Below are 22,526 nucleotides of genomic sequence, written 5' to 3' on the forward strand. Positions count from 1 at the left end.
GCAGGATCAAACCGGCGACCATTCGATCGCGTCCTCGCCCTTGTCGTCTTCGCCGACCTGCTCGTGATCGACACCGATCGCCTCGAGCAGCTGGTCAAGCACCCAGTCGACGCCGACGCCGCTGGCGCCCGAGATCGGGATCACCGGGTGGCCGCTGGCCTCTTCGAGCTCGGCGGAGAGCGCGGCGATCAGTTCGTCGTCGAGCGTGTCGATCTTGTTGAGCGCGACGATCACCGGCTTGTCGGTGAGGCCGGCGCCGTAATTGTCGAGCTCGGCGCGGACAACGCGGTAGCTCTCGGCCACGTCCTCGTCATTGGCGTCGACGAGGTGGAGCAGCACGCGGCAGCGCTCGATATGGCCGAGGAAGCGGTCGCCGATGCCGGCACCGTCCGCCGCGCCTTCGATCAGGCCGGGAATGTCGGCGACGACGAATTCCTGCATCTTGTGGCGCACCACGCCGAGCTGCGGCCGGGTGGTGGTGAAGGCATAGGCGCCGACCTTGGCCTGGGCATTGGTCACCTGGTTGATGAAGGTCGATTTGCCGGCATTGGGCAGCCCGACCAGGCCTGCGTCGGCGAGCAGCTTGAGGCGCAGCCACACCCAGGCTTCCTCGTTCGGCCAGCCGGTGCCGTGCTGGCGCGGGGCGCGGTTCGTCGAGGTCTTGTAGCTGGCATTGCCGCGGCCGCCGTCGCCGCCGCGCAGGAAGACAACCTGCTGGCCTTCCTTGGTGAGGTCGAGCAGCAGCGTGCGATCGTCGTCATCGGTAAGGACCTGGGTGCCGATCGGCACCTTGATCACCAGATCCTCGCCGCCGGCGCCGGTGCGGTTCGAGCCCGAGCCGCCATGGCCGCGCTGCGCCCGGAAATGCTGGGTGTAGCGGAAGTCGATCAGCGTGTTCAGGCCAGCGACCGCTTCGAAGATGATGTCGCCGCCCTTGCCGCCATTGCCGCCATCGGGGCCGCCATATTCGATGAACTTTTCACGACGGAAGCTCACCGCACCGGGGCCGCCCGAGCCGGAGCGGACGAAAATCTTGGCCTGATCGAGGAAATGCATGAGGCGCACTTAGTCGCCTGAGCGCATTAGCGCCACCCCACAGCAACTTTCTTGCTGGCGCCGCGCGGAACCACGAGTATAGGCTTGCGGTTCACCTGAACGGCGCCACGCCCGCGCCGGCGAGAGAACAAGGCAACCGTCGCGCGCAGATGAACTCGATCGATCGCTACATGGCGCGGCTGATCGCGGTGCCCCTGATTTCGACATTGCTGATCTCGGCGATGCTGCTGGTGCTCGACCGCATGCTCCGGCTGTTCGAGTTCGTCGCGACCGAAGGCGGTCCGGTGAGCGTCGTCTGGCGGATGCTGGCCAATCTGCTGCCCGAGTATCTGGGCCTCGGCATTCCGATCGGCCTGATGCTCGGCTGCCTGCTCGCCTTCCGCCGGCTGGCGACCTCGTCGGAGCTCGACGTGCTGCGCGGCGTGGGCATGAGCTATACGCGCCTGCTCAAGGTACCCTTCATGTACGCCTTCGCGCTGGCGATCCTGAACCTTGCCATCGTCGGCTATATCCAGCCGACCTCGCGCTACAATTACGAGCAGCTGCGCTTCGAGCTGCGCTCGGGTGCGCTCGGTGCCTCGATCAAGGTCGGCGAGTTCACCAGCTTCGGCCAGAAAATGACTTTGCGCATCGAGGAGAGCAAGGACGAGGGCCGCAAGCTTTCGGGCATCTTCGTGCAGATGATGACCAAGGACGGCACGCCGGTGGCGGTGACCGCCGAGAGCGGCCAGTTCCTGCGTTCCGACGATCCCGATGTGATCATCTTCCGCCTGCAGAACGGCACTTTGGTCCATCAGGACAAGGGCTCGCCGATACCGCGCGTGCTGACCTTCACCACGCATAATCTGCCGATCCCGCTGCCCAAATACGAGCAGTTCCGCACCCGCGGCGGCAAGAATATCGAGCGGACGCTGCCCGAGCTGGCCGTGATCGGCCGCAATCCCAAGGCGAGCGAAGAGGATCGCGAGACCAGCCGCGCCGCGTTCCACTTCCGCCTGGCCGAAGTCGCGTCGATGTTCCTGCTGCCGTTGCTCGCAGTCGCGCTGGGCGTGCCGCCCAAGCGATCGACCTCGGGTCTGGGCATCTTCCTGTCGATCGTGATGATCGTGACCTATCACAAGATCAACGAATTCGGGCAGTCCTTCGGCAGCGGCGGCAGCGTCGATCCGATCGTCGCGCTGTGGGGGCCCTTCACGATATTCGCGGCGCTGGTGCTCTGGATGTACTATCAAATCGCCTATGTGCCCGGCGCCCAGCCGATCGGCGCGCTCGAAAAGGCCTTCGAGAAGCTCACCAAGGCGATCGGGCGCTTCTTGCCGGGTCGCCGCCGCAAGCTGCGCCACGCCGACGAGGCCGCCGCGTGATGGGGCTGAGCAACTTTTTCCCGTCGCGGACCATGTCCGCCTACATGGCGAAGATGTTCCTGGTGCGCACCTTCGCCATTCTTGGCGCGCTGGTGCTCATCCTCCAGTCGCTCGACCTGCTCACCGAGAGCGGTGCGATCCTCGCGCATGCCGGAAACGGCGATGCCGAGATCTGGCGCTATGTCGGCCTGCGCGTGCCGCAGATCGCGGCGACCTTCCTGCCCTATTCGGTGCTGCTCGGCTCGATCCTGACGCTGTTCCAGCTCAACCAGAACAGCGAAGTGACCGCGATGAAGGCGTCGGGCCTTTCCGCGCACCAGATCCTGGCGCCGCTGCTGCTCACCGGCGTGGTCGTCGCGGCGATCTCGTTCGCGTTCAACGACCGGATCGTCACCCGGGCAACCGCTACGCTCGAGCAGTGGAAGAAGATCTCCTACGCCCCGCTGCCGATCGACCGCGGCGACCGCAGCAATGTGTGGGTGAAGGGCGACAATAATTTGATCCAGGTGCAGCAGGTCCGCGGGCGCGGCGATGCGGCACAGCTCTACGGTGTCACGGTCTATGAGCGACAGAACCGATCGCTGGTGAGCATCCTGACCGCGCCGCACGGCGTACGCGACGGCAATGGCTGGCGCGTGGACAACGCCGAGCGCTTCACCGTCGGCACCGACCAGAAGGCCAAGGTGGGCAATGTCGTGATCGGCCACAATATCCGGCCGGACCAGTTCACCCTCGCCCATGTCGACGCCGATTCGATGGATTTCCTGGGGCTCTACGATGCGATCGGGGACCTGAAGGTGGCCGGCCGCCAGACCGATGCGCTGGAAGGCTCGCTGTGGCACAAGCTCTCGGGCCCGCTCTCGGCGATCCTGATGCCGCTGCTGGGCGCCGTCGCCGGCTTCGGCCTAGCACGCTCGGGCAAGCTGTTCCTGCGCGCGGTGATCGGCATGGCGCTGGGGTTCCTGTACTTCGTCGCCGACAATTTCGCGCTCGCGATGGGCAATCTCGGGGCCTATCCGCCCTTCCTCGCCGCCTGGGCGCCTTTCCTGCTGTTCCTGATGATCGGCGAGGCGGTGTTGCTGAGGACGGAAGAGTAGCGCGCTTGGCTGGGACGGCGGCGATTCTGGCGCGGGATGACGACGAACATCCGATCCCGCCCGAGATCCACCCGATCTTCCGCCAGATCGTCGATGCCTTCCTGGCGGGCGACTGGCAGCTCGACTCCCCTGGGATCCCCGGCGTGCAGCCGGTGGATGCGGAAACCGCCGACTGGATGGCGGCCAATGTCCGCGACTATGGCAGCGCGCTCGCACCGCTGGACGCCGCGACCTGGCAACGATCCGTATATCATTGGATGGACGGGTATTGGGACTTCCTTGTCGACCTGAGCATGGTGGACGAAGCGGTGAGCGACCTGGCGCTGCAGGCCCGTTATCGAGAGGACAGCGGCATGTTCGAGGTCAGATCGATCTACGTCCCCTAGCTCGCAGCCAAGAAAAGGCCGGGGATCGCTCCCCGGCCTTTTCTGTTTCAGTGCTTCGCCGAACGGATCAGCGGGCGCCCATCGTGCTGCGGGCGAGGCGGTGCATCAGCCCGCGCAGCGAGGGGTAGTTCGCCTTGTGGTAGGACGACGCCTCTTCCAGCGCGCCGGCGATGCGGCGGTGCGCCTCGTCGAGTGCGTGATAGGGCAGGCTCGGCAGAAGATGGTGGAGCGCGTGGTAGCGCAGGCCGATCGGCGCCCAGAGATAGGCGAGGAAGCCCGGCGTCGGCACGTTGACGCTGTCGAGATACTGCGCGGTGACGGTGAGCGGCTCGCCGTCATTCTCCCAGAGATGCGCCACCAGCGTGCGGACCTGGTTGATCACGGCGGCGCCAGCGACGACGGCGAGATAGATGCCGAAGGCGCGTAGCGGGATCAGACCCGTGGCCACCGCTGTGATCAGCGCGATCGAGAAGATGCTCGCGCCGGCTTCCTGCATATACCATTGCGTGCGAAACTCGCCCTCGGGCGCGCGGCGCTCGAACTTGGGGTTGATCTGCAGGCCCGAATATTTGCCGACGACGAGGCGGCGCAGCTTCGGGATCACCAGCGACAGCGGTGTGAGCACGCCGAAGCGGATCAGCATCGCCACCGGCAGCAGCAGCGAGACGAGCATGAACACCGGCAGCGTCCACGGCTTCATCAGCGCGAGCGGCAGATATTCGGGATCCTCGTCCGTGCCATAACGGGTGCGGGCATGGTGCATGGTGTGCACGCCTTCATACATGAAGGAGGGCAGAAGCAGCGGGATGCCGACCAGCAGGTTCCAGACCAGCCGGAAATTGGGCAGCAGCGAATGCTTGAGATGGGTGATCTCGTGAATGAACAGGCTGGCGCGATAGAGCGCGAGCACCGCCACCACGCCGGCGAACAGCGCGAGCGGCAGGGTCGGCGCAAAGATCGTCGCGGCCAGCGCGCCATAGCCGATGCCGGCCGAGAGCAGCATGTCCGTCCAGTAGATGCGCTTGTTCGGGGTGTGCAGGTCGCGCGTCAGCTCGGCCGCGGCCCGCAGCATCGCGCGGTCGTCGGGAACGCCGGAAAGCTTGATACGCGCCGATGCCGGGACCGTTTCGGGCTCGGCATCGTGGATATTCAGGGCAAGCGATTTCGTCATGATGTCTGCCATTTGGCGAGAGATAGTGGCTTTATGGTGGCATTCCAGGGGTCAGGAGGGGGCACCCGCCCGGGCTGAATCGCCGCGCTTGACACTGGCCTTCCGGCGAAGGACTGCATTGCGCTGAATCAAACCCAAGAAAGGGCTTTCCCCTTGCCCAGCGGCCCGCTCAGCATCCGTCCCGTCACCACCAAGCGCGACACCAAGCAGTTCATCGAGATCGCCTACACGCTCAATTCGGGCGACCCGCACTGGGTACCTCCGCTGCGCGACGAAGTGGCGTCGACGATCAGCCCGAAGAAGAACGGCTGGTTCAGCCATGCCGAGGCGCAATATTTCCTCGCCGAGCGCGACGGCAAGCCGGTGGGCCGCATCTCGGCGCATATCGACTTCCTGGCGCTCGAGATGCCGGCCGATCGCGGCTTCGGCCCGGGCACCGGCTTCTGGGGCCTGTTCGACGCGCAGGACGAGAACACGGCAAAGGCGCTGATCAACGCCGCCGAGGACTGGCTGCGCGGCAAGGGCATGACCAAGGCGCTCGGCCCGGTCAGCCTGTCGATCTGGGAAGAGCCCGGCCTGCTGGTGAAGGGGCATGACCACTCCCCCACCGTGCTGATGGGCCACCACCCGGCGCATTATCAGGCGTGGATCGAGGCGGCGGGCTACAAGGAAGCCAAGAAGCTGATCACCTATGACCTGCGCGTCGACACCGGCTTCCCGCCGCTGATCAACCGCATCGTCGCCGCGGGCGAGAAGAATTCGCGCATCCATATCCGCAAGGTCAACAAGTCGAAGTTCGCCGAGGAAGCCGCGATCATCCTGGCGATCCTCAACGACGCCTGGGCGGACAATTGGGGCTTCGTGCCGCTGACCCAGCCCGAGATCGACGATGTCGGCAAGAAGCTGAAGCCGCTGGTGTTCGAGGATTTGATCATGATCGCCGAGCTCGATGGCGAGCCGGTGGCGTTCATGGTCACCCTGCCCGACCTCAACGAGGCAGTGAAGCCGCTCAAGGGCTCGCTCCTCCCCTTCGGCTGGGCCAAGCTGCTGTGGTGGCTGCACAAGCCCAGGGCGCGGACGATGCGCGTGCCGCTGATGGGCGTGGTGAAGCGCCTGCAGGCCTCGCGCCTGGCGAGCCAGCTGGCCTTCATGATGATCGAATATATCCGCCGCGCGGCAGTCGCCGATTATGGCGCGACCCGCGGCGAGATCGGCTGGGTGCTCGACGACAACCAGGGCATGAACGCCATCGCCGATGCGATCGAATCCAAGATCAATCGCGAATATATCATCTACCAGAAGCCGCTCTGAGGCTTCGGCACGGCCACGACCGGCCTGCTCCGGGTTGCAATCGGAGCAGGCCGGCGCCGGCCTAGGGTACCGGTGGAGCGCATCCCGCGGCAGCGAACGCTACAGGCCGCCGCGGGAGCCCTCCCTGGGCTTTCAGCGCGCCTGCTTGGCCACTTCGACGGGGTCAACGCCGTTCGCGAGCCATTCGGCGCGCGTGCGGCACTGACGCTTCGCGATACGCGATCCCGTCATCAGGCTGTCGATGCAGTATTTGCGGCTGTCGGCCTTCTGCGACTGCTGCTCCTGCTTGGTCTTGGCAGGGTCATTCCCGGCCGCAGCGGCGGGGGAGACCGCGCCGGCGGTGAGCGTGATGCCTGCCAGCAGGGCGGCAGTGGCGGAAACGATGATCTTGCGGGTCATGATGGAAATCCTTGTCGCTTGGGGGGCATGAGCGGGCGAACGGTCGGCGCTTTAGGGGGCAGCACCGGCGCCGTTCGCCGCGCAGGGGGCGGTCAGCCGCTTAGTTCTTCTTGATCTTGGCCGGATCCTGGCCGGTGGCCGCGATCCACTCGGCGCGGGTGTGGCACTCGCGCTTCGGAAACATCGTGCCCGTCGACGGACCCTGGACGCAGTATTTCTTCTGCATCGCGGCGTCGGACTGGTCGTCCTGCTTGGCCTTGGCTTCCTTGGCCGGATCATTGTTGCGGGCCATGGCGGGCGAGACAGCGCCGGCGACCAGGGTGGTGGCGGCCATGGCGGCCAGGAACGCGGACTGGATGGGCTTGCTGTTCATATCCTGTACTCCTCACTGAGATCTGACAGGCGCTCCTTCCTGCCTGCACACCCTGCTTCGCAATCGTCGTGCCAGTTTCGGTAGTTACGGGAATTCAATGACTTAGCTGATTATGACATTGTGGTGACGTGCCATAACACAGCAATACACGCCAGATTTTGGGATTTACGCCAAATGGGCGTCCGGAAGCGGACAGTGCGCCTGTCCGGAAACGGCCAGTTTTAGCGGAGCGAGACCCAGGTCGGGGCGTGGTCGCTGGCCTTTTCGCGGCCGCGATGGGGCTTGTCGACGCCGGCACCGAGGAAGCGGTCGGCGGCGATAGGGCTGAGCAGCAGGTGATCGATGCGGAAACCCGCATCGCGCTGCCAGGCGCCGGCCTGGTAATCCCAGAAGGTCCAGATGCCGCCCGAGGGGAAGCGGGTGCGCAGCGAATCCGTCCAGCCCTGCGCCAGCAGCGCGCGGTAGCGCTCGCGGCTCTCGGGCTGCATCAGCGCGTCGCTGGCCATCGCCCGGACGGAGAAAGTGTCGTCGTCATTGGGGATGACATTATAGTCGCCCGCCAGCACCACCGGCCGCTCCTCGGCAAGCAGCGCCTGCGCGCGACCGGCAAGGCGCTCCATCCATTTGAGCTTGTAGTCGAACTTGGGGCCGGGCTGCGGATTGCCGTTGGGCAGATAGATCGAGGCGACGATCAGGTCGCCGATCTCGGCCTCGAGATAGCGGCTGTGCGCATCCTCAGGGTCGCCTGCCAGGCCGCGCTGGCGCTCGACCGGCTGCTGGCCCTTGGCGAGTACCGCGACGCCGTTGAAGCCCTTCTGCCCATGCCACACCGCGCCATAGCCCGCGGCCTCGATATCCTTGACCGGCAGCGTCTCGTCGGCGCCCTTCAGCTCCTGGAGGCACACAATGTCGGGCTGCTCCTCGGCGAGATACTCGAGCAGGCGCTCCATGCGCGCCTTGATGCCGTTGACATTGTAGGTGACGATCTTGGGCAAGGACGGCTCGCTCTTAGACGGAGAAGCTGGTGCCGCAGCCGCAGCCCGAGGCCGCCTGCGGGTTGGTCACCGCGAAATGCGCGCCGCCGAGATTATCGACATAATCGACGCTGGCGCCGCGGACGAGATCGAGGCTGATCGAATCGACCACCAGGCGCACGCCATCGACTTCGGCGACCGTGTCGTCGCCCTCCACCGCATCGGCGAAGCCGAACTTGTACTGGAAGCCCGAGCAGCCGCCGCCCTCGACCGAGAGGCGCAGGATCGCCGGCTTGCCCTGCTTTGCCGCAATCGCCGCGACGCGTGCGGCGGCGGCGGGCGTGAAGCCGATCTCGGGCTGGGTAAGCGTTGCCATGGGGGTGGAGATAGTGGCGTGGGGGCCGGGAGGCAATGCGTCAGGCGTCGGCGGACGGATCGCGGATCGCATCGGCGAAGCGGCGCGTGAGGCGGGTGAAGCTGTCGAGCTCCTCCGCGCTCCAGTCGGCGAACACCCCGCCCAGTATCCGCTCGCGCGCCACGTCGATCCTGTCGGTCATCGCCTTTCCTTCCGCCGTCGCCACCGCTTCGCGCACGCGCTTGTCGGCGGCCCCGGCGCGGCGTTCGACCAGGCCGAGACTTTCCAGCCTGGCGACCTGGCGGCTGACCGTGGTGTAATCGCGCCCGAGCCGGTCCGCAGCCTCTACCACGCCGATCGGGCCGAACCGCTCGATGCCGACGAGCAGCGGAAACAGCGCGCGATCGAGCCTGATGCCCGCCGCCTGAATCAGCAGCTCGTCACGCTGCGGGCGGTTCATCACCGCGACGATATCGAGCACCGCGCTATGCAGTGCCGCGAGTTGCGACGATATATGTGTATTATGCACATTGTTGCTTGACGGCATGCGACCCCTCACTCAATATATGTGCATCATACACATATTCGAGTCGAAGGGAACAGGCGATGAAGGCAGCGATCGTAGCGCAGGCCGGGCAGAAGGCGCCGGTCTATGGCGATTTCGAGGAGCCCGTGACGGGTGCGGGCGAGGCTATCGTCCATGTCGCGGCGGCGGCGATCAGCCCTTTGGTGCGCGGCCGCGCGGCGGGGACGCACTATAGCAGCGGCGGCGCGTTTCCCTTTGTGGCGGGCGTGGACGGTGTCGGGCGGCTCGAGGATGGTCGCCGCGTCGCCTTCGCCCTGCCCCGCGCGCCGTTTGGGACCATGGCCGAGCGTGTCGCGGTGCCGCTGGCACATATCGTTCCCCTGCCCGATGGCCTCGGCGACGTGACTGCGGCGGCGCTGATCAATCCGGGCATGTCCTCCTGGGCGGCGCTGACCGAGCGGGCGAAGCTCAAGCGTGACGAGACAGTGCTGATCAATGGCGCGACCGGCTCTGCAGGGCAGCTTGCGGTGCATGTTGCCCGGCACCTGGGCGCATCGCGCGTGATTGCCACGGGCCGTAACGAGGCGGCGCTGGCCGCGCTGGGTGCGGACGAGACGATCGTGCTGGGCAGCGACCCCGATGCGCTGGAGCGGCGCTTCAAGGAAGCATTCGCCGGCGGCGTTGACGTGGTGATCGACTATCTCTGGGGCATGAGCGCCGAGCGGCTGCTGATCGCCGGGGCGAAGGCGGGCGCCGATGGCGTGCCGATCCGCTTCGTCCAGGTCGGGTCGGTCAGCGGCGGCGAAATCACCCTACCCTCCGCGGTGCTGCGCGCCTCGGCGATCGAGCTGATGGGCAGCGGGATCGGGAGCATCGCGCTGGAACGGCTGGTCGCGGCGATCGGCGGCGTGCTCCAGGCGGCGGCGCAGGACGGCTTCGCCCTCCCCGCCCGGGCGATGCCACTCGCGGAGGTCGAGCAGGCCTGGGCGCTGGAGGGCGAGCGGGTGGTGCTGACGGCCTAGCCGAAGGTGAAGCTGAACGCCTGCACACCGGGATCGAGGAACTCGATCTCGAACAAATGATCGCCCGGGCCGTCGGCCAGCCGGACCAACTGATAGAGCCGCTGCTCGGTGACGATGCCGTTGCCCGCCGCATCGCTGTCGACGCCATGGCTGGCGCCGGGCGCCTTGCCGTCGATCGTCACGCGGTAGCGCACCGGCTTGCCGTCGGCGCCCGGGCTGAGGACGAGGTGCAGGTCGCGCGCGTGGAAGCGATAGGCGATGCGCCCACCGGGCTTGGCGAGCATCGCGTTCTCGCGGCTTACCGTCCAGCTGCCGGTCAGGCCCCAGTCGTTGAGTGCCTTGGGTGCGGCGGTGTAGGCGGTCGGCTGGTTCTTCACGAGCGCGGGCTGCGAGACCGACCGCTCGGTGCGGAAATAGCCGATATAGGTTTCGGGCGAGCTCTTGTCCTTCTGGCCCGGCGCCTGGATGCCGGTGCCGCCCTTCAGGTCGAGCTTGCCGCCCAGGTCCATCCCCGGATTGGCTTCGGCGAGCAGGCGGCGGATCACTTCCTCCGACTGGGCATATTCGCCCTCGCCATAATGGTGAAAGCGCATGCGGCCCTTGGCGTCGATGAAGTAGTGCGCCGGCCAGTAGCTGTTCTTGAACGCGCGCCAGATCTTGAAGTCGTTATCGACCGCGACCGGATAGGTGATGCCGAGATCGGTCACCGCCTTGCGAACATTGGCGACATCCTTCTCGAAGGCGAATTCGGGGGCGTGGACGCCGATCACGACCAGCCCGTCCTTGGCGTAGCGCTCGGACCAGGCCTTCACATAGGGAAGCGAGCGCAGGCAGTTGATGCAGCTGTACGTCCAGAAATCGACGAGGACGACCTTGCCCTTGAGCTGTTCGTTGGTGAGCGGCTTCGAGTTGATCCAGGTCACTGCGCCGTCGAGCGAGGGCGCCGGCCCCTCGTCGCGCAGGCCGCTTTGCGACTTGGGCGGGCCGGCCATGTTGAACCGGTCGAGCAGGCGCTGCTCGAGGCTGTTCGTACCGGCGAGCGAGGCCTTGGTGAGGAAGCCGGTGTCGAGGCCGAGCGCGATCGCGGCGACCGCGACCAGCACCAGCGCGCCGATGCCGCGGCGTACCCATTCGCCGGCACCCAAGGACTTCTTCATCGCCTTGAACAGCCGGCCGCCGACGAGCAGCGCCAGCGCGAGCGAAGTCGCGGCGCCCAGCGCATAAGCGAGCAGCAGGATGCTGGTGCCGACGCTCGCGCCCTGCAGCGCCGCGCCGGTGAGGATCAGGCCGAGGATCGGGCCGGCGCACGGTGCCCAGAGCAGCCCGGTCGCGACGCCGAGCAGGAGCGAGGCGCCGAAGCCGGTATTCTTGTCCGCCGATTGCGACAGGCGCGAGCCGAGCCGGACCAAGGGCTGCATCGCCCGGTCGCCGATCGCGGGGAACAGCAGCGTCAGGCCGAACAAGGCGAGCAGGATCAGCGCAATGGCGCGGCCATATTGGTTCGCCGCCACCGCCCAGCCGCCGCCGACCGCCGCCAGCGTGGCGATGGCCATGAACATCACCGACATGCCGATAAGGATCGGCAGGCCGTTCGACAGGAAGGGGCGGTCCGCGCGGGCGAAGACGAAGGGGAGCACGGGCAGGATGCAGGGGCTGAGGATGGTCAGCGCGCCGCCGAGATAGGAAAGCAGGAAGAGGATCATGCAGGGCCCGCCCGATATGGTTTCAGCGGGTCATATAGGGTCGCGCGGCGCGGGGGAAATGGTTCGCACCTCCCAGCCTTAGCCGGAGCGGGTTGCGGCCCGCTCCGGCTGCATGGCCTAGGCCGTGGCGCATCGCCAGCAGAGGACGAGCCCGTCCTCCGCATCGATGCGCTCGCCCACCTGCACGAACCCCGCCGCGGCCAGCACCCGCCGGGACGGGAGGTTGTCCGGGCTGGTATCGGCGGTGATCGCCTGCACGCGCGGATCCTCGCGCGCCCAGGCGACGATGTCGCGCACCGCCCGGCCGGCAAAGCCGCGGCCCTGCCGGCTTGGCGCGACGCCATAGCCGATGTCGATCACGCCCTCGACTGGCGGACGGGTGACGGAGCAAAGCCCCACCACTTCGTCCGCCTCGACAATCAGCCAGGAAGCCGGGGTGAAGTCCGCGGAGATGCGCGCGGCGAGATCGGCCAGCATCCGGAGGATTTCGGCCGGCGCGATCGCCGTGTCAGCCAGAGTGAAGTGCCTCGGCGCGTGGCCGAGCAGCAGCGCGGCATAGTCCGCGCCGTTCGTTTCTACGATCATTGGTGTCTTTCGAAGGAAGCGTGCGCCCAAACGGGGGCACCAGGCCTGCTTCAGCCGATCGGGATCGCGCGCGCTTCGCGCACGTCAACGCTCGGCCGCGGCAGCGGTCGGAAGCGGACGGTGAGCAAAGGCGTTCTCCTGGTGCGTACGGCCAAGGGCGGCTGCACGTGGCGTCATAGTAGAGCGAGGGCGGCACAAATGAAAAGGGGGCCGCCTTCGCGGGCGACCCCTCTTCCTCTCCTACGCTCTGAATGCGTGAATTACTTGTTCGTCGCCGGGCCGCCGACGCCGCCCTGAACGCGGTCCTGCACGGCGACGAGATACTCGCCGGTCTGCAGGAACGGGATCGGGTTCACCGCCTTGCCGTCGACGCGCACTTCATAATGGAGGTGGCTGCCGGTCGAGCGGCCGGTCGAGCCCATCAGGCCGATCAACTGGCCGCGCTTCACGCGGGTATTGTCCTCGACGAGGATCTTCGAGAGGTGGCCATAGCGCGTCTCGATGCCGCGGCCATGGTTGATCTGGACGAGGTTGCCGTAGCCGCCCTGCTTGCCGGCATGGCTGATGACGCCATCGGCAGTCGCGTAGATCGGGGTGCCGAGCGCGCCGGGGATGTCGACGCCTGCGTGCATCGCTGCGGTGCCGCGGAACGGATCCGAGCGGACACCGAACTGCGAAGTGAAGGTCACGCGATCGACCGGCTGCATCGACGGGACCGAGATCACCGTCTGCTCGAGCATGTCGAGCTTCTTCCAGGTAACGAACAATGCGCGGAACTGGGCGTCGGCGGCTTCGGCCGAAGCATCGCTGCTGCCGCTGGCATTGTCGTTGTCGATCGGCTCGTAGGGGCCCCCCATCGCCGGCACCTGCACATAGCGCTCGGGCGAGAGACCCAAGCGGCGGAGCTCGCCGGCGGTCTGGTTGTAACGGGCTTCGCCGGCGGCGCGGGCCTTGCCGGCCATCGCGACCTGGCGGGCCTCGACCTGCTTCAGCGGCGCGAGGACTTCGGTGGCGACGGCGCTGGTGCGGCCGGCAGCGTTGGGAAGCGACTGCTCGATCGTCGCGCGGTCACCCTTGCCGGTGAGCGTCGCGCTGATCAGCGCCTGATGCTGCTCGACCCGCGCGGCCTGAAGGCGGGCGGCCTCCTTAGCGGCGGTGACATCGGCCTGCATCTTCTCGACCTGATCGCGCATCTGGGCGACCTGTGCCTCGGGCGACGAGGGCGTGCCGGTCACGCCGCTGATCGCGATTGCGCCGACAGCGGCCTGGGCCACGCCATAGGCCGAGAACACGACGGTGACGCCCGCGACGCCGGCGAGCAGCGCCTGGGTGCGGCCCGCAACGCTGAAGCGCTTCAGATCGCGACCGTCATGGAAAATGAAATCCCGGGTGGTGAAAAAAGCACGGAACCGCTTTGCCAGCGTAGCCGTTTTGGTGTTCGACGCCTTAGCCATGAGTCCCCGGCCAGTTCATGGAAGCAAGCACCGAACAGCGACCCGGTTGCCGTACTTCAATTATTCCGTTGTCTCAGAAACAGCCCCTCCGCCTCCGGACGGTGGCTTGTGACCCGAGCAATCACTCCACGGCAAGAGCTTGATAATAATCCCGGGACAAACCGGCTGAACTGCGCGCCGAGTCGTTGAACGGTGGCTTAATGAGGCCCCGGTAATAGCGCGTCACGAGTGCCTGCCAGGTCGTTTCGGGGACAAGCCCCTTTTCGCGACAAGCCGATTCGAACCACACCGTTCCGGCGCTAACGTGCCGTATCTCGTCGTTCAGAATGCGCGTGAGGATGCGGGCTGTAACTCCATCATTTGCCGATGAAAACCGCTCAACCATCGCCGGTGTGACATCGAGCCCGCGCGCTTCCAGCACCATCGGCACCACCGCCAGCCGGGCGAGCGCATCGTGCGAAGTCTCGGCCGCGGCGTCCCACAGCCCGTCATGCGCAGGCATCGCGCCGTAGAAGCTGCCGAAGCGTTTCAGCCGCCGATCGAGCAGCGCGAAGTGCATCGCCTCGTCGCCGCCGACGCGCATCCAGTCATCGGTGAACCCGCGCGGAAACTGCGCACCGAAGCGGCCGGCGACATCGAAGGCGAGGTCGATCGCGGAGAATTCGATATGAGTGATCGCGTGGATCAGCGCGATCCGGCCGCGCTCGGAACCGCCCTTGCCGCGCCGGGGCATATGGCTGGGGGCGAGCAACTCGGGCTTGTCCGGGCGCGCGGGCTTGTCGGGCATCGCCACATCGAACTCGAAGGCCAACCGCCCCAGCCGCCAGTCACGTGCGGCGGCACGCGCGGCCTTGACCTTGTCGGCCGGTGCCGCGGCGGTGAGCACCGCGCGGCAGGCCTGGGCGACGCTGCGCTCGGGCATGGCCTAGGGCTTCGCCGGTGGCGCGCAGCTTGCGGGCATCGCCGGCGGCACGGCGTTGCCGAACTGCAGCGGCATCGGGAACCAGTTGCCCCGCCCGCCATCGCCGCGCTTTGCCTTGGGCCAGTGGAGCTGGCGGACCCAGGTAACCACTGCGTCGTCACGCGCCTTGTCGCCGGTCGAATCGAGGACAAAGGCGTCCACCCTGCCCTCGACATCGATCTTCGCGCAGACCATCGCCGCGGTGTCCGCGAGCGCGGCCGGGACCGGCGGCAACGCCTGCGCCTGCGCAATCGGCGCGAACAGCAAAGCGGCGGCGGCCGAGAGCAACCAGCGCAGCATCAGCGGGCCTGCATTTCCTTGATCGATTCGAGCACATCGACCGCATGGCCGGGCACGCGCACACGGCGCCAGGCGCGGAACAGCTTGCCCTCCTCGTCGAACAGGAAGGTCGAACGATCGATGCCCATGTAGCGCTTGCCGTAGAGCTGTTTCTCCACCCACACGCCGAACGCCTCCATCGCCGCGCCCGAGGTATCGGTGGCAAGCGGGACGGTCAGGTCATATTTGTTGATGAACTTCTGGTGCTTGATCGGCGGGTCCTTGGAGACCCCGACCACATCGGCGCCGATCGCCGTGAACTCGGGCAGCAGCGCCGAAAAGTCCTGCGCCTCGCGCGTGCAGCCCGACGTATCGTCCTTGGGATAGAAATAGAGGACGAAGGGCTTGCCCAGCTTGTCCGCGAGCGCGATCGGCTCGCCCTCGGTCCCGTCGAGCGTGACTGCGGGGATCTTGTCGCCTTCCTCGATTGCCATCTGTACCTCCTCAGGCCGAACCACTGACCGCGGCCCAGCAATGGCGGACCTCCTGCCGGGTCTGCTCCAGCTGCGCAACCACCTCGTCCCAGCGCTCGAGCTTGAGCGCGCGGGCGATCAGCGCCTGGGTGGCGGGGCCCGGCGGCTGTGCGTCGGGCGCGACGAGGCGCATCGTCACCAACAGGCGGGTGAGGAAGTCATGCGCGGGGCGCATCGTCGGCGGGAGCAGGCCCTCGCGCGCCAGTTCGTCGATCGCCGGGCCCAATCGCGGCTCGAAGCCGGTGCGGTAGACGAGCTGGGTGACGTGCACTGCGAATTCGAGATCGACGAGCCCGCCGGGCAGCAGCTTGGCATCGAGCGGGCCTTGGGGTGGCTTGTGCGCGGCCATGTCGGCCCGCATCTTCGCCGCCTCGGCGGGGATGTCGCGCTCCGGCCGCGCGCCGCCCAGCACCTCGTCGATGATCGACTGGACCTTGGCGCGGGCGACAGGCGAGCCATAGACCGGACGGGCGCGGGTGAGCGCCATATGCTCCCAGGTCCAGGCGTCGCCGCGCTGATATTTTTCGAAGCCCTCGAGCGAGACGACCAGCGGCCCCTGCGCGCCCGAGGGGCGCAGGCGGGTGTCGACTTCGTAGAGCGGCCCGGCAGGCGTGGGGACCGAGAGCGCGGCGGTGACGCGCTGGCCGAGCCGGTTATAGTACATCACCGCGCCGAGCGGCTTGGCGCCGTCGCTCTCCGCCGCATAGTCGCCGGTGAACAGGTAGACGAGGTCGAGGTCCGAGGCGTGGGTGAGTGCTTGCCCGCCCATCCGGCCGAGCGCGAGGATCACCAGCTCGCTCTCGGGCACGATGCCATGGTTGCGCGAGAATTCCGCGACCGTCGCGGCGGCCAGCGTCTCGATCGCCGCCTCGGCGACGCGGGCATATCCGACCGAGACTTCGAGCGGATCGCTGGCTCCGGCGACGATCTGCGCGCCGAGCGCGAAGCGCTTCTCGTTGACGAAGCGGCGGACGAATTCGAGCTGGTACTGATAGTCCGCGTCGGGCTCCCAGGCGCGCATCCCGGCGGCGAGCGCCTCGACATCGGGCACCGGCTCGAGCGCGGTCGCGTCGATCAGCCCATCGAGCAGTTCGGCGCGGCGGCCAAGCTGTTCGGCAAGCGTCGGAGCCAGCGCGAGGATCTGGCCGAGCAGCTGCGCCAGCCCCGGCTGGGCTTCGAGCAGGCGAAAGAAGTTGATTGCGCTCGGCAGGCGCGAGAGCATCGCGTCGAAGCGGGTAATCGCGTGGACGGTATCGGGCGCGCGGGCAAAGGCCTGGATCAACCCCGGCAGCACCGCCTCGAGCGCTTCGCGGGCGGCAGGCGTACGCAGCGCCGCGTAATTGCCGCCGCGCCAGCCCTGGACGATCCGTGCGGCGGCGACCTGATGCTCGAAGCCGGCCCTGCCCAGCTCAGCCTCCAGCGATTCGGTATCGCTCGGCAGGCGCGGCTCTTCCTCGCCGGCGAGCCCGTCATAGATCGTCCCCACGCGCACGACATGCGGGCGCAGCAGATCGGTGAGCGCGGCGCCGTCGGCGAACCCGGCGAGTTGCGCGACATTGTCGAGCGACTCTGTATTTCCGGGCAGCTCATGCGTCTGGCGATCATCGACCATCTGGAGGCGGTGCTCGATCGTGCGCAGCGTGACATAGGCGTCGGTCAGATCGCGCGCCTCATCCTCGCCGATCCGCCCCGCCTCGGCCAATGCCGCCAGCGCATCGCGGGTGGCGGGCGCGCGTAGCGCCGGCTCGCGGCCGCCATGGATGAGCTGGTGGATCTGCGCAAAGAACTCGACTTCGCGGATGCCGCCCCGGCCCCGCTTCAGATCATAGCCGGGGCCGAACGCCTGGGCCTGCGAATAGTGATCGCGGATGCGGCGGCTGATGTCGCGGATCTCGCGGATCGTGCCGTAGTCGAGCGCGCGCCGCCAGACGAAGGGACGGATCGCGTCGAGGAAATAGCCGCCGAGATCGAGATCGCCGGCGCAGGCGCGCGCGCGGATGAAGGCGGCGCGCTCCCAGGGCAAAGCCTGGCTCTCATAATAGGAAATCGCCGCCTCGACCGGCAGCACGATCGGCGTGACTTCGGGCGAAGGGCGCAGCCGCAGATCGACGCGCAGCACATAGCCATTCTCGTCGCGGGTCTGGAGCAGCTCGACTACGCGGCGACCGATGCGCACCGCGGCTTCCTGCACATCCTCGCGCGGGCGGTGCGGCAGGGTCTCGGGGTCGAAGAGCAGGATCGGGTCGATGTCCGACGAATAGTTGAGCTCGCGGCTGCCCTGCTTGCCGAGCGCGATCGCGGCGAATCCGCGGGGTTCGGCATCGGGGGTGCGCTCGAGAATCGCCGTGCGAATGGCACGGTCGAGCGCATTGTCGGCGAAGTCGGTGAGCAAATGCGTGACGCGCGTCAGGTCGAACCGGCCTGAAAGATCGCCCAGCGCGACGATCAGCGCGAGCCGCCGCCGCTCAAGCCGCAACCGCGCGGCTTCGGGCATTTCTCCAGCCAGATCGGCCGCCGCACGGAGAGGATCTGCGAGTGCAGCCTCAATATTTTCTATCAGCACATCTTCGCGATTGCGCAGGAAAGCCAGGAACGGGGCATGTAATTGCGCGCGGTCGATCGCGTTCGCAATATCCGAAGGAAATCGAGTTTCGGTCACGGAATCAGCCACCTGCGAAACAATGCGTTGCAATATGTCAAGCAACAAAAAGAGAACTGAACAGTTCTAGCAACATGAACCACACGACCTCAGCATCGGCCAGCGAAGCCCGCCAGCCCGCATATCGGGTCGAAGCACCGCGCGCCAGCGACGCGGTCGGGCTTGCGCTACGCGACGCCTTTGCGCGCGATCTGGGGCTGCCCGACGACATGGCAGCGATGCTGCGCCAGCTCAATCGCGACGATTTGTTCTCCAACTGAGCTTTCGATCAGGACAGAGAAAAGGCCGCGCTCCCCCAAGGAAGCGCGGCCTTTTGATTTCCGGCGCAGAGGCCCGGCTTATTTCGCCGTAAAGTCGCCGCCCCGCTCGCGGCTGAGATCCTCGACCTCGCCCATGATCGTATCGAGCGCGCTCTTGCCCTCGGCGGTGCCGGGCTCGATGCGGCGCGACGGCAGCTGGCCTTCGGTCAGGAGATGCTCGAGCGCGACGCGGCCACGCGCGACGCGGCTCTTGATCGTGCCGACCGCGACCTGGCAGATCTCGGCGGCTTCCTCATAGGCAAAGCCGCCCGCACCGACCAGGATCAGCGCCTCGCGCTGCGGCTGGGGAAGATGCAGCAGAGCGCGCTGCATGTCGGAAAGCTCGACATGGCGATCCTGGCTTGCCGGCGCGGCGAGCAGCCGGTCGGCGACCAGATCGTCCCACTCGCCCTTGAAGCGGGCGCGGCGCATCTGGCTCAGATACAGGTTGCGCAGGATGATAAAGGTCCAGGCGCGCATGTTCGTGCCGGCCTGGAAGCGCTTGCGCGCAGCCCAGGCCTTGAGCAGCGTTTCCTGCACCAGATCATCGGCAAGGTCGCGGCTTCCCGACAGCGAACGCCCGAAGGCGCGCAGATGCGGAATAACCGTTGCCAGCTGCGTCTTGAACTCGGGATCCGACAGCGAGACATGCTCGTACGGTGCCTCGGTCCCCGTGTCCTCAGGCTCTTCGGACTGACTCATTCGATCCCGCTTGCTTGCGTGGGCCGGATGGAACCGACCCTTTCCAGAAATAGGTGTGGCGACCGCGATTGCCAGCATAGCATGCCCTCGCTCTCGTTCTGATCAGAAAAGAAGAATGATCGCGAACGCGACGATAACCAGTACCAGGCCGATGCCCAGCACGTAGCGCGTCATGTGCGGCGTGGTGCCGGCGCGGGCGTCTTCCGTGTCTAGATGGACGGATTTTTCATTCTCAGCCATGCCATCCAAACCAACGAAATCCGTTTTGGGTCCGTACCATATGGAACCCGCGCCGGTTTTTTCGTGGAAAAGATCAGGCCGGGACGGTCGCCTGGTCGAAGAACAGCGCCTGGCTGATCGTCGTCTTCACGGTTTCCCGCTGGAACGGCTTGGTGATCAGGAAGGTCGGCTCCGGACGCTCGCCGGTGAGCAGGCGCTCGGGGAAGGCAGTGATGAAGATCACCGGCACCGAGAATTCGGCGAGGATGTCCTTCACTGCATCGATGCCCGAGCTGTCATCGGCGAGCTGGATGTCGGCGAGCACCAGGCCCGGCCGGTCTTCCATCGCCAGCGCGACGGCTTCATCGCGCGTGACCGCGACGCCGGTCACTTCATGGCCCAGATCGCGGACGATCTGCTCCAGGTCCATCGCGATCAGCGGCTCGTCCTCGATGATCATCACCCGGGTACGCGTCTGACGCTCGATCTCGGCCACGGCCTCGCCCACCAGCTTCTGCACCTGTCCTGCATCCTCTTCGATCAGATAGCCGGCGTCCTCGATGCTGAAGCCCTCCACGGTGGTGAGCAGCAGCGCCTGGCGCGACAGCGGGGTGAGACGGGCGAGACGCGCGCGGGCGATCGCTTCATTCTCGTTGGTGGTATCCTCGATCACATCCTCTTCCTCGAGGTGGGTCGACTGCCAGATCGCCTGGAAGGTGCGATACAGGCCGAGCCGCGGATCGACGTCCCGGGGAAACTGGTCCGGCGCCGCGACGATCGCCTCGAGCGCAGCGCGCACATAGCGGTCGCCGTCGGACTGGCTGCCGGTGAGCGCGCGCGCATAACGGCGAAGCAGCGGAAGGTGCGGCGCGAGTTGCTGTCCAAGCGACATGGTCGAACTATTCTCCTACGAGGTCGGAAGGGGTTGTTTCATTCCCGTTCCGATCATGCAAACGTCAATTTGTGCAACCCAAAGGAGCCCCTCCCCGGAATATGCATCGCCTGTGGAACAAACGACGGGCTATTTGGTTTCATCGCGGATGCTGCGTAGTGTTGCTGCTCAGACACCGTTGCCTGGCAACCGGTGTCTTTCGTTCCTTTCCGGACATTGCATCCGGAAGAGGTCGCTTTTAGTCCGGGCCGCGGCTGCTGCCGTGGCACAGGGGGGAATTGGTGCGTTCCGCGGATGACAAAATGAGAAAGCCGCCCAAGTCTGATGGCGGGAAGGAAACCGGTCGCCCCGGTCGCAATGTCGGCCAGGCGCTGCGCCAGGCCTATGACGAGGCCTTAGGCGAAGCCGTGCCCGACGACCTGCTCGACCTGCTCAAGAAGCTCGATTAGTCCGGAGGTGATGGGAATCACGGACGACGAAACCCGCGCCGGAATACGCCCGGCCGCGGCGCTGGGGGCGATGCCGACTGGCGCTAAGGTCTTCATCTATCTGATCCTCAGTCTGCTGCCGCTGGCGCTGATCGCGCTTTTCACCACGCTGCAGAGTACGCGCAACGCCGATACGGAGGCGCGCGCGCGCCTCAGCGCGGCGGCGGGCGAGAGCACCGGCGTGCTGCGCGATCTGCTGGTCAACCATGTCAGCCAGCTTTCGAGCGCGCTCGAGGCGCTTGAAGTCGATCCGCATAACGCACCGGCCTGCACCCGCCTTGCCGGCACCTTCGCCACCGCCACGGGGGCGCGCTTCGCCATCGCGGACAATAATGGCCAGGTGATCTGCGGGCAGAATTTCACGATCGCCGGAAAGGCTGCGCTCCAGCCCCGCCAGGTCCGCACCGCGCTCACCGATGAAGGGATGACGCTGCGCATCGGCGGCAAGGCCGGCGGCACCGCCACGGCCTTCTACCCCGCCGCCGCGCTGGCCACGATCGTCCAGCCGAGCGGCTTTGTGCCCGAATATGGCGCCGCGCTCGTCAGGCACGGCGATCGGCTGGTGCTCCGCAAGCTTGAGGGCATCGGCCCGCTCGACCGGCGCGAGACGATCCCCAACGATTTGGGCCTCGACGGCGTCCAGTTCGAGATGTCGATGCTCGGCACCCCGATCACATCGCCGATGATCATCAACACCGTCGTGCTGGTGCTGATGTGGCTCGCCGCTGCGGGTATCAGCTGGCTGGTCGTCGACATATTGCTGATCCGCCCGCTGCGCCGCCTGCGCAGCAGCGTGGGCGCCTATCAGCCCGGCGAGATGCTCGACATCAAGCGGCTGGGCGACATGCCTGCGGCCGAGATCCGCGAACTGGGCGATACATTCCGCCAGATCGCCAGCACGGTGCAGGAGCACGAGAAGGAACTGGCCGAGGGTCTGATGCGCCAGACCAAGCTCACCCGAGAGGTCCATCACCGGGTGAAGAACAACCTCCAGGTCATTGCCAGCCTTATCAATTTCCACGCTCGCAGCGCCAAGAGCGAGGAAGCGAGCGAGGCCTATGCCTCGATCCAGCGCCGGGTAGACGCGCTCGCGGTGGTCCATCGTCACCATTATGCCGAGCTCGAGGAAAATCGCGGGCTCGACCTGCGCTCGGTGATCGGCGAGCTGGCCGCGAACATCCGCGCCACCGCGCCCGAGCGTGCGCAGGGATTGAGCGTGACGCTGGAACTGACTCCGGTGCTGGTCAACCAGGACGTGGCGATCGCCATCGCCTTCCTGCTCACCGAGATCGTCGAGCTGGCGATGAGCTGCAATCCCGCCGCGCAGATCCGCATCTCGATCAAGCTGATCGAGGATGACGACACCAGGGCGTTGCTGCGCGTCACCTCGCCCGCGCTGGTCGAAAGCCCCGCGCTCGAGCAACTCGTGGAGAGCCGTTACGGCCGCGTGATCGGCGGCCTGGCTCGCCAGCTGCGCACCAAGCTGCACCATGATCCGCTGACCGGCGCCTATGAAGCAGCGATCGCGATCACCGGACGCCCCTGAGCAATAACCCAGATAAAAAAGTTCGAAAAAAAATTCGAAGGGCGCGGAACCCCAGACGGCGTGGTCCGTTCTCTACTTCGGATAGTGACCTTTTGCCCCCCCGCTCTCGCTATCCAAGACATGGGCCCGGAAGCGTCAACCCTCCCCCCCCCGGTGACGCTTCCGGGCCTAC

At 66.5% G+C, this 22,526-nt stretch carries 25 protein-coding genes; 8 read left to right on the forward strand and 17 right to left on the reverse strand.

Annotated elements, in window-relative coordinates:
- Positions 1–6: 6 nt before the first annotated feature.
- Positions 7–1,056: a GTPase ObgE gene (gene obgE / locus HZY97_RS13785; RefSeq protein ID WP_180145890.1), complete on the reverse strand. Its 1,050-nt coding sequence runs from the start codon at positions 1,054–1,056 to the stop codon at positions 7–9.
- A 149-nt stretch (positions 1,057–1,205) separates the two neighbouring features.
- Here obgE and lptF point away from each other — a divergent pair, with 149 nt between their 5' ends.
- Genes lptF through HZY97_RS13800 form a run of 3 tightly spaced genes read left to right on the forward strand, consistent with a single transcriptional unit; the run spans position 1,206 to position 3,903 of the window.
- Positions 1,206–2,420 (forward strand): LPS export ABC transporter permease LptF, encoded by a 1,215-nt coding sequence (lptF, locus tag HZY97_RS13790; RefSeq protein ID WP_180144754.1) that lies wholly within the window; start codon positions 1,206–1,208, stop codon positions 2,418–2,420.
- Positions 2,420–3,517 (forward strand): LPS export ABC transporter permease LptG, encoded by a 1,098-nt coding sequence (gene lptG, locus HZY97_RS13795; RefSeq protein WP_180144757.1) that lies wholly within the window; start codon positions 2,420–2,422, stop codon positions 3,515–3,517. Before lptF ends, lptG begins: the two co-directional genes overlap by 1 nt.
- Before the next feature lie 5 nt (positions 3,518–3,522).
- The gene (locus HZY97_RS13800) at positions 3,523–3,903 is read left to right on the forward strand and encodes a hypothetical protein (RefSeq protein WP_180144760.1); all 381 of its coding nucleotides are present in this window, start codon (positions 3,523–3,525) and stop codon (positions 3,901–3,903) included.
- A gap of 67 nt (positions 3,904–3,970) precedes the next feature.
- Here the strand turns inward: HZY97_RS13800 and HZY97_RS13805 are convergent, their stop codons facing one another.
- Complete coding sequence (locus tag HZY97_RS13805; protein WP_180145893.1) at positions 3,971–5,074, reverse strand: fatty acid desaturase; 1,104 nt, start codon at positions 5,072–5,074, stop codon at positions 3,971–3,973.
- 153 nt (positions 5,075–5,227) lie between these two features.
- Between HZY97_RS13805 and HZY97_RS13810 the strand changes: the two genes are divergently transcribed.
- On the forward strand, positions 5,228–6,385 hold the full coding sequence (locus HZY97_RS13810) for a GNAT family N-acetyltransferase (RefSeq protein WP_180144762.1): 1,158 nt from the start codon (positions 5,228–5,230) through the stop codon (positions 6,383–6,385).
- A gap of 132 nt (positions 6,386–6,517) precedes the next feature.
- Here the strand turns inward: HZY97_RS13810 and HZY97_RS13815 are convergent, their stop codons facing one another.
- The 5 genes from HZY97_RS13815 to HZY97_RS13835 form a co-directional block, all read right to left on the reverse strand.
- On the reverse strand, positions 6,518–6,784 hold the full coding sequence (locus HZY97_RS13815) for a hypothetical protein (protein WP_180144764.1): 267 nt from the start codon (positions 6,782–6,784) through the stop codon (positions 6,518–6,520).
- Positions 6,785–6,884: 100 nt separating this feature from the next.
- Positions 6,885–7,157 carry a hypothetical protein gene (locus tag HZY97_RS13820; RefSeq protein ID WP_180144766.1) on the reverse strand — a complete coding sequence of 91 codons (273 nt, stop codon included), beginning with the start codon at positions 7,155–7,157 and terminating at the stop codon, positions 6,885–6,887.
- Between the two features lie 221 nt (positions 7,158–7,378).
- Positions 7,379–8,152, reverse strand: coding sequence for an exodeoxyribonuclease III (xth, locus tag HZY97_RS13825; protein ID WP_257215079.1), 774 nt, complete (start codon positions 8,150–8,152; stop codon positions 7,379–7,381).
- Positions 8,153–8,165: 13 nt separating this feature from the next.
- Entirely contained in the window at positions 8,166–8,507 is a 342-nt protein-coding gene (gene erpA / locus HZY97_RS13830) for an iron-sulfur cluster insertion protein ErpA (RefSeq protein ID WP_180144768.1), read from the reverse strand.
- 40 nt (positions 8,508–8,547) lie between these two features.
- Positions 8,548–9,015: a MarR family winged helix-turn-helix transcriptional regulator gene (locus HZY97_RS13835; RefSeq protein ID WP_373684368.1), complete on the reverse strand. Its 468-nt coding sequence runs from the start codon at positions 9,013–9,015 to the stop codon at positions 8,548–8,550.
- A 77-nt stretch (positions 9,016–9,092) separates the two neighbouring features.
- Here HZY97_RS13835 and HZY97_RS13840 point away from each other — a divergent pair, with 77 nt between their 5' ends.
- Positions 9,093–10,034 carry a zinc-binding alcohol dehydrogenase family protein gene (locus tag HZY97_RS13840; protein ID WP_180144773.1) on the forward strand — a complete coding sequence of 314 codons (942 nt, stop codon included), beginning with the start codon at positions 9,093–9,095 and terminating at the stop codon, positions 10,032–10,034.
- On the opposite strand, the gene HZY97_RS13845 is transcribed toward HZY97_RS13840, so the two are convergent.
- The 7 genes from HZY97_RS13845 to HZY97_RS13875 form a co-directional block, all read right to left on the reverse strand.
- Complete coding sequence (locus tag HZY97_RS13845; protein WP_180144776.1) at positions 10,031–11,737, reverse strand: cytochrome c biogenesis protein DipZ; 1,707 nt, start codon at positions 11,735–11,737, stop codon at positions 10,031–10,033. The genes HZY97_RS13840 and HZY97_RS13845 overlap by 4 nt on opposite strands.
- Positions 11,738–11,854: 117 nt before the next feature.
- Positions 11,855–12,322 (reverse strand): GNAT family N-acetyltransferase, encoded by a 468-nt coding sequence (locus HZY97_RS13850; protein WP_180144779.1) that lies wholly within the window; start codon positions 12,320–12,322, stop codon positions 11,855–11,857.
- A 260-nt stretch (positions 12,323–12,582) separates the two neighbouring features.
- Positions 12,583–13,776, reverse strand: a complete 1,194-nt coding sequence (locus HZY97_RS13855; RefSeq protein WP_180144782.1) for a M23 family metallopeptidase — start codon at positions 13,774–13,776, stop codon at positions 12,583–12,585.
- Positions 13,777–13,897: 121 nt separating this feature from the next.
- Positions 13,898–14,698: a ferritin-like domain-containing protein gene (locus tag HZY97_RS13860; protein WP_180144785.1), complete on the reverse strand. Its 801-nt coding sequence runs from the start codon at positions 14,696–14,698 to the stop codon at positions 13,898–13,900.
- A gap of 3 nt (positions 14,699–14,701) precedes the next feature.
- Positions 14,702–15,037 (reverse strand): hypothetical protein, encoded by a 336-nt coding sequence (locus tag HZY97_RS13865; RefSeq protein WP_180144788.1) that lies wholly within the window; start codon positions 15,035–15,037, stop codon positions 14,702–14,704.
- Positions 15,037–15,510 (reverse strand): peroxiredoxin, encoded by a 474-nt coding sequence (locus tag HZY97_RS13870; protein WP_180144791.1) that lies wholly within the window; start codon positions 15,508–15,510, stop codon positions 15,037–15,039. Before HZY97_RS13870 ends, HZY97_RS13865 begins: the two co-directional genes overlap by 1 nt.
- Positions 15,511–15,520: 10 nt before the next feature.
- Positions 15,521–18,043, reverse strand: coding sequence for a bifunctional [glutamine synthetase] adenylyltransferase/[glutamine synthetase]-adenylyl-L-tyrosine phosphorylase (locus tag HZY97_RS13875; RefSeq protein ID WP_373684369.1), 2,523 nt, complete (start codon positions 18,041–18,043; stop codon positions 15,521–15,523).
- A gap of 239 nt (positions 18,044–18,282) precedes the next feature.
- Between HZY97_RS13875 and HZY97_RS13880 the strand changes: the two genes are divergently transcribed.
- A complete protein-coding gene (locus HZY97_RS13880) occupies positions 18,283–18,468 on the forward strand; it encodes a hypothetical protein (protein ID WP_180144793.1) in 186 nt (61 codons plus the stop codon).
- A 78-nt stretch (positions 18,469–18,546) separates the two neighbouring features.
- Here the strand turns inward: HZY97_RS13880 and HZY97_RS13885 are convergent, their stop codons facing one another.
- The 3 genes from HZY97_RS13885 to HZY97_RS13895 form a co-directional block, all read right to left on the reverse strand.
- Positions 18,547–19,209 carry a sigma-70 family RNA polymerase sigma factor gene (locus HZY97_RS13885; RefSeq protein ID WP_180144796.1) on the reverse strand — a complete coding sequence of 221 codons (663 nt, stop codon included), beginning with the start codon at positions 19,207–19,209 and terminating at the stop codon, positions 18,547–18,549.
- A gap of 102 nt (positions 19,210–19,311) precedes the next feature.
- Positions 19,312–19,449, reverse strand: coding sequence for a hypothetical protein (locus HZY97_RS13890; protein ID WP_180144799.1), 138 nt, complete (start codon positions 19,447–19,449; stop codon positions 19,312–19,314).
- Between the two features lie 73 nt (positions 19,450–19,522).
- Positions 19,523–20,320, reverse strand: coding sequence for a response regulator (locus HZY97_RS13895; RefSeq protein WP_180144801.1), 798 nt, complete (start codon positions 20,318–20,320; stop codon positions 19,523–19,525).
- Between the two features lie 302 nt (positions 20,321–20,622).
- Here HZY97_RS13895 and HZY97_RS13900 point away from each other — a divergent pair, with 302 nt between their 5' ends.
- Together HZY97_RS13900 and HZY97_RS13905 are read left to right on the forward strand one after the other, a co-directional pair.
- The gene (locus tag HZY97_RS13900) at positions 20,623–20,769 is read left to right on the forward strand and encodes a NepR family anti-sigma factor (protein WP_180144805.1); all 147 of its coding nucleotides are present in this window, start codon (positions 20,623–20,625) and stop codon (positions 20,767–20,769) included.
- Positions 20,770–20,779: 10 nt separating this feature from the next.
- Complete coding sequence (locus tag HZY97_RS13905) at positions 20,780–22,354, forward strand: sensor histidine kinase (protein WP_257215080.1); 1,575 nt, start codon at positions 20,780–20,782, stop codon at positions 22,352–22,354.
- Positions 22,355–22,526 lie beyond the last annotated feature (172 nt).

Origin of the sequence: Sphingomonas sp. R-74633 (genome assembly GCF_013416555.1) — a bacterium.
GTDB lineage: Bacteria > Pseudomonadota > Alphaproteobacteria > Sphingomonadales > Sphingomonadaceae > Sphingomonas.

What these genes read in the sequence shown, in the direction of transcription:
- HZY97_RS13875 (WP_373684369.1), bottom strand. Translation starts at nt 18,043, where the DNA reads ATGCCCGAAGCCGCGCGGTTGCGGCTTGAGCGGCGGCGGCTCGCGCTG.
- lptF (WP_180144754.1), top strand. Translation starts at nt 1,206, where the DNA reads ATGAACTCGATCGATCGCTACATGGCGCGGCTGATCGCGGTGCCCCTG.
- HZY97_RS13860 (WP_180144785.1), bottom strand. Translation starts at nt 14,698, where the DNA reads ATGCCCGAGCGCAGCGTCGCCCAGGCCTGCCGCGCGGTGCTCACCGCC.
- HZY97_RS13815 (WP_180144764.1), bottom strand. Translation starts at nt 6,784, where the DNA reads ATGACCCGCAAGATCATCGTTTCCGCCACTGCCGCCCTGCTGGCAGGC.
- HZY97_RS13855 (WP_180144782.1), bottom strand. Translation starts at nt 13,776, where the DNA reads ATGGCTAAGGCGTCGAACACCAAAACGGCTACGCTGGCAAAGCGGTTC.
- HZY97_RS13820 (WP_180144766.1), bottom strand. Translation starts at nt 7,157, where the DNA reads ATGAACAGCAAGCCCATCCAGTCCGCGTTCCTGGCCGCCATGGCCGCC.
- HZY97_RS13885 (WP_180144796.1), bottom strand. Translation starts at nt 19,209, where the DNA reads ATGAGTCAGTCCGAAGAGCCTGAGGACACGGGGACCGAGGCACCGTAC.
- HZY97_RS13870 (WP_180144791.1), bottom strand. Translation starts at nt 15,510, where the DNA reads ATGGCAATCGAGGAAGGCGACAAGATCCCCGCAGTCACGCTCGACGGG.
- HZY97_RS13850 (WP_180144779.1), bottom strand. Translation starts at nt 12,322, where the DNA reads ATGATCGTAGAAACGAACGGCGCGGACTATGCCGCGCTGCTGCTCGGC.
- HZY97_RS13805 (WP_180145893.1), bottom strand. Translation starts at nt 5,074, where the DNA reads ATGACGAAATCGCTTGCCCTGAATATCCACGATGCCGAGCCCGAAACG.
- HZY97_RS13895 (WP_180144801.1), bottom strand. Translation starts at nt 20,320, where the DNA reads ATGTCGCTTGGACAGCAACTCGCGCCGCACCTTCCGCTGCTTCGCCGT.
- HZY97_RS13890 (WP_180144799.1), bottom strand. Translation starts at nt 19,449, where the DNA reads ATGGCTGAGAATGAAAAATCCGTCCATCTAGACACGGAAGACGCCCGC.
- obgE (WP_180145890.1), bottom strand. Translation starts at nt 1,056, where the DNA reads ATGCATTTCCTCGATCAGGCCAAGATTTTCGTCCGCTCCGGCTCGGGC.
- HZY97_RS13905 (WP_257215080.1), top strand. Translation starts at nt 20,780, where the DNA reads ATGGGAATCACGGACGACGAAACCCGCGCCGGAATACGCCCGGCCGCG.
- erpA (WP_180144768.1), bottom strand. Translation starts at nt 8,507, where the DNA reads ATGGCAACGCTTACCCAGCCCGAGATCGGCTTCACGCCCGCCGCCGCC.
- HZY97_RS13845 (WP_180144776.1), bottom strand. Translation starts at nt 11,737, where the DNA reads ATGATCCTCTTCCTGCTTTCCTATCTCGGCGGCGCGCTGACCATCCTC.
- lptG (WP_180144757.1), top strand. Translation starts at nt 2,420, where the DNA reads ATGGGGCTGAGCAACTTTTTCCCGTCGCGGACCATGTCCGCCTACATG.
- HZY97_RS13880 (WP_180144793.1), top strand. Translation starts at nt 18,283, where the DNA reads ATGAACCACACGACCTCAGCATCGGCCAGCGAAGCCCGCCAGCCCGCA.
- HZY97_RS13900 (WP_180144805.1), top strand. Translation starts at nt 20,623, where the DNA reads ATGAGAAAGCCGCCCAAGTCTGATGGCGGGAAGGAAACCGGTCGCCCC.
- HZY97_RS13865 (WP_180144788.1), bottom strand. Translation starts at nt 15,037, where the DNA reads ATGCTGCGCTGGTTGCTCTCGGCCGCCGCCGCTTTGCTGTTCGCGCCG.
- HZY97_RS13840 (WP_180144773.1), top strand. Translation starts at nt 9,093, where the DNA reads ATGAAGGCAGCGATCGTAGCGCAGGCCGGGCAGAAGGCGCCGGTCTAT.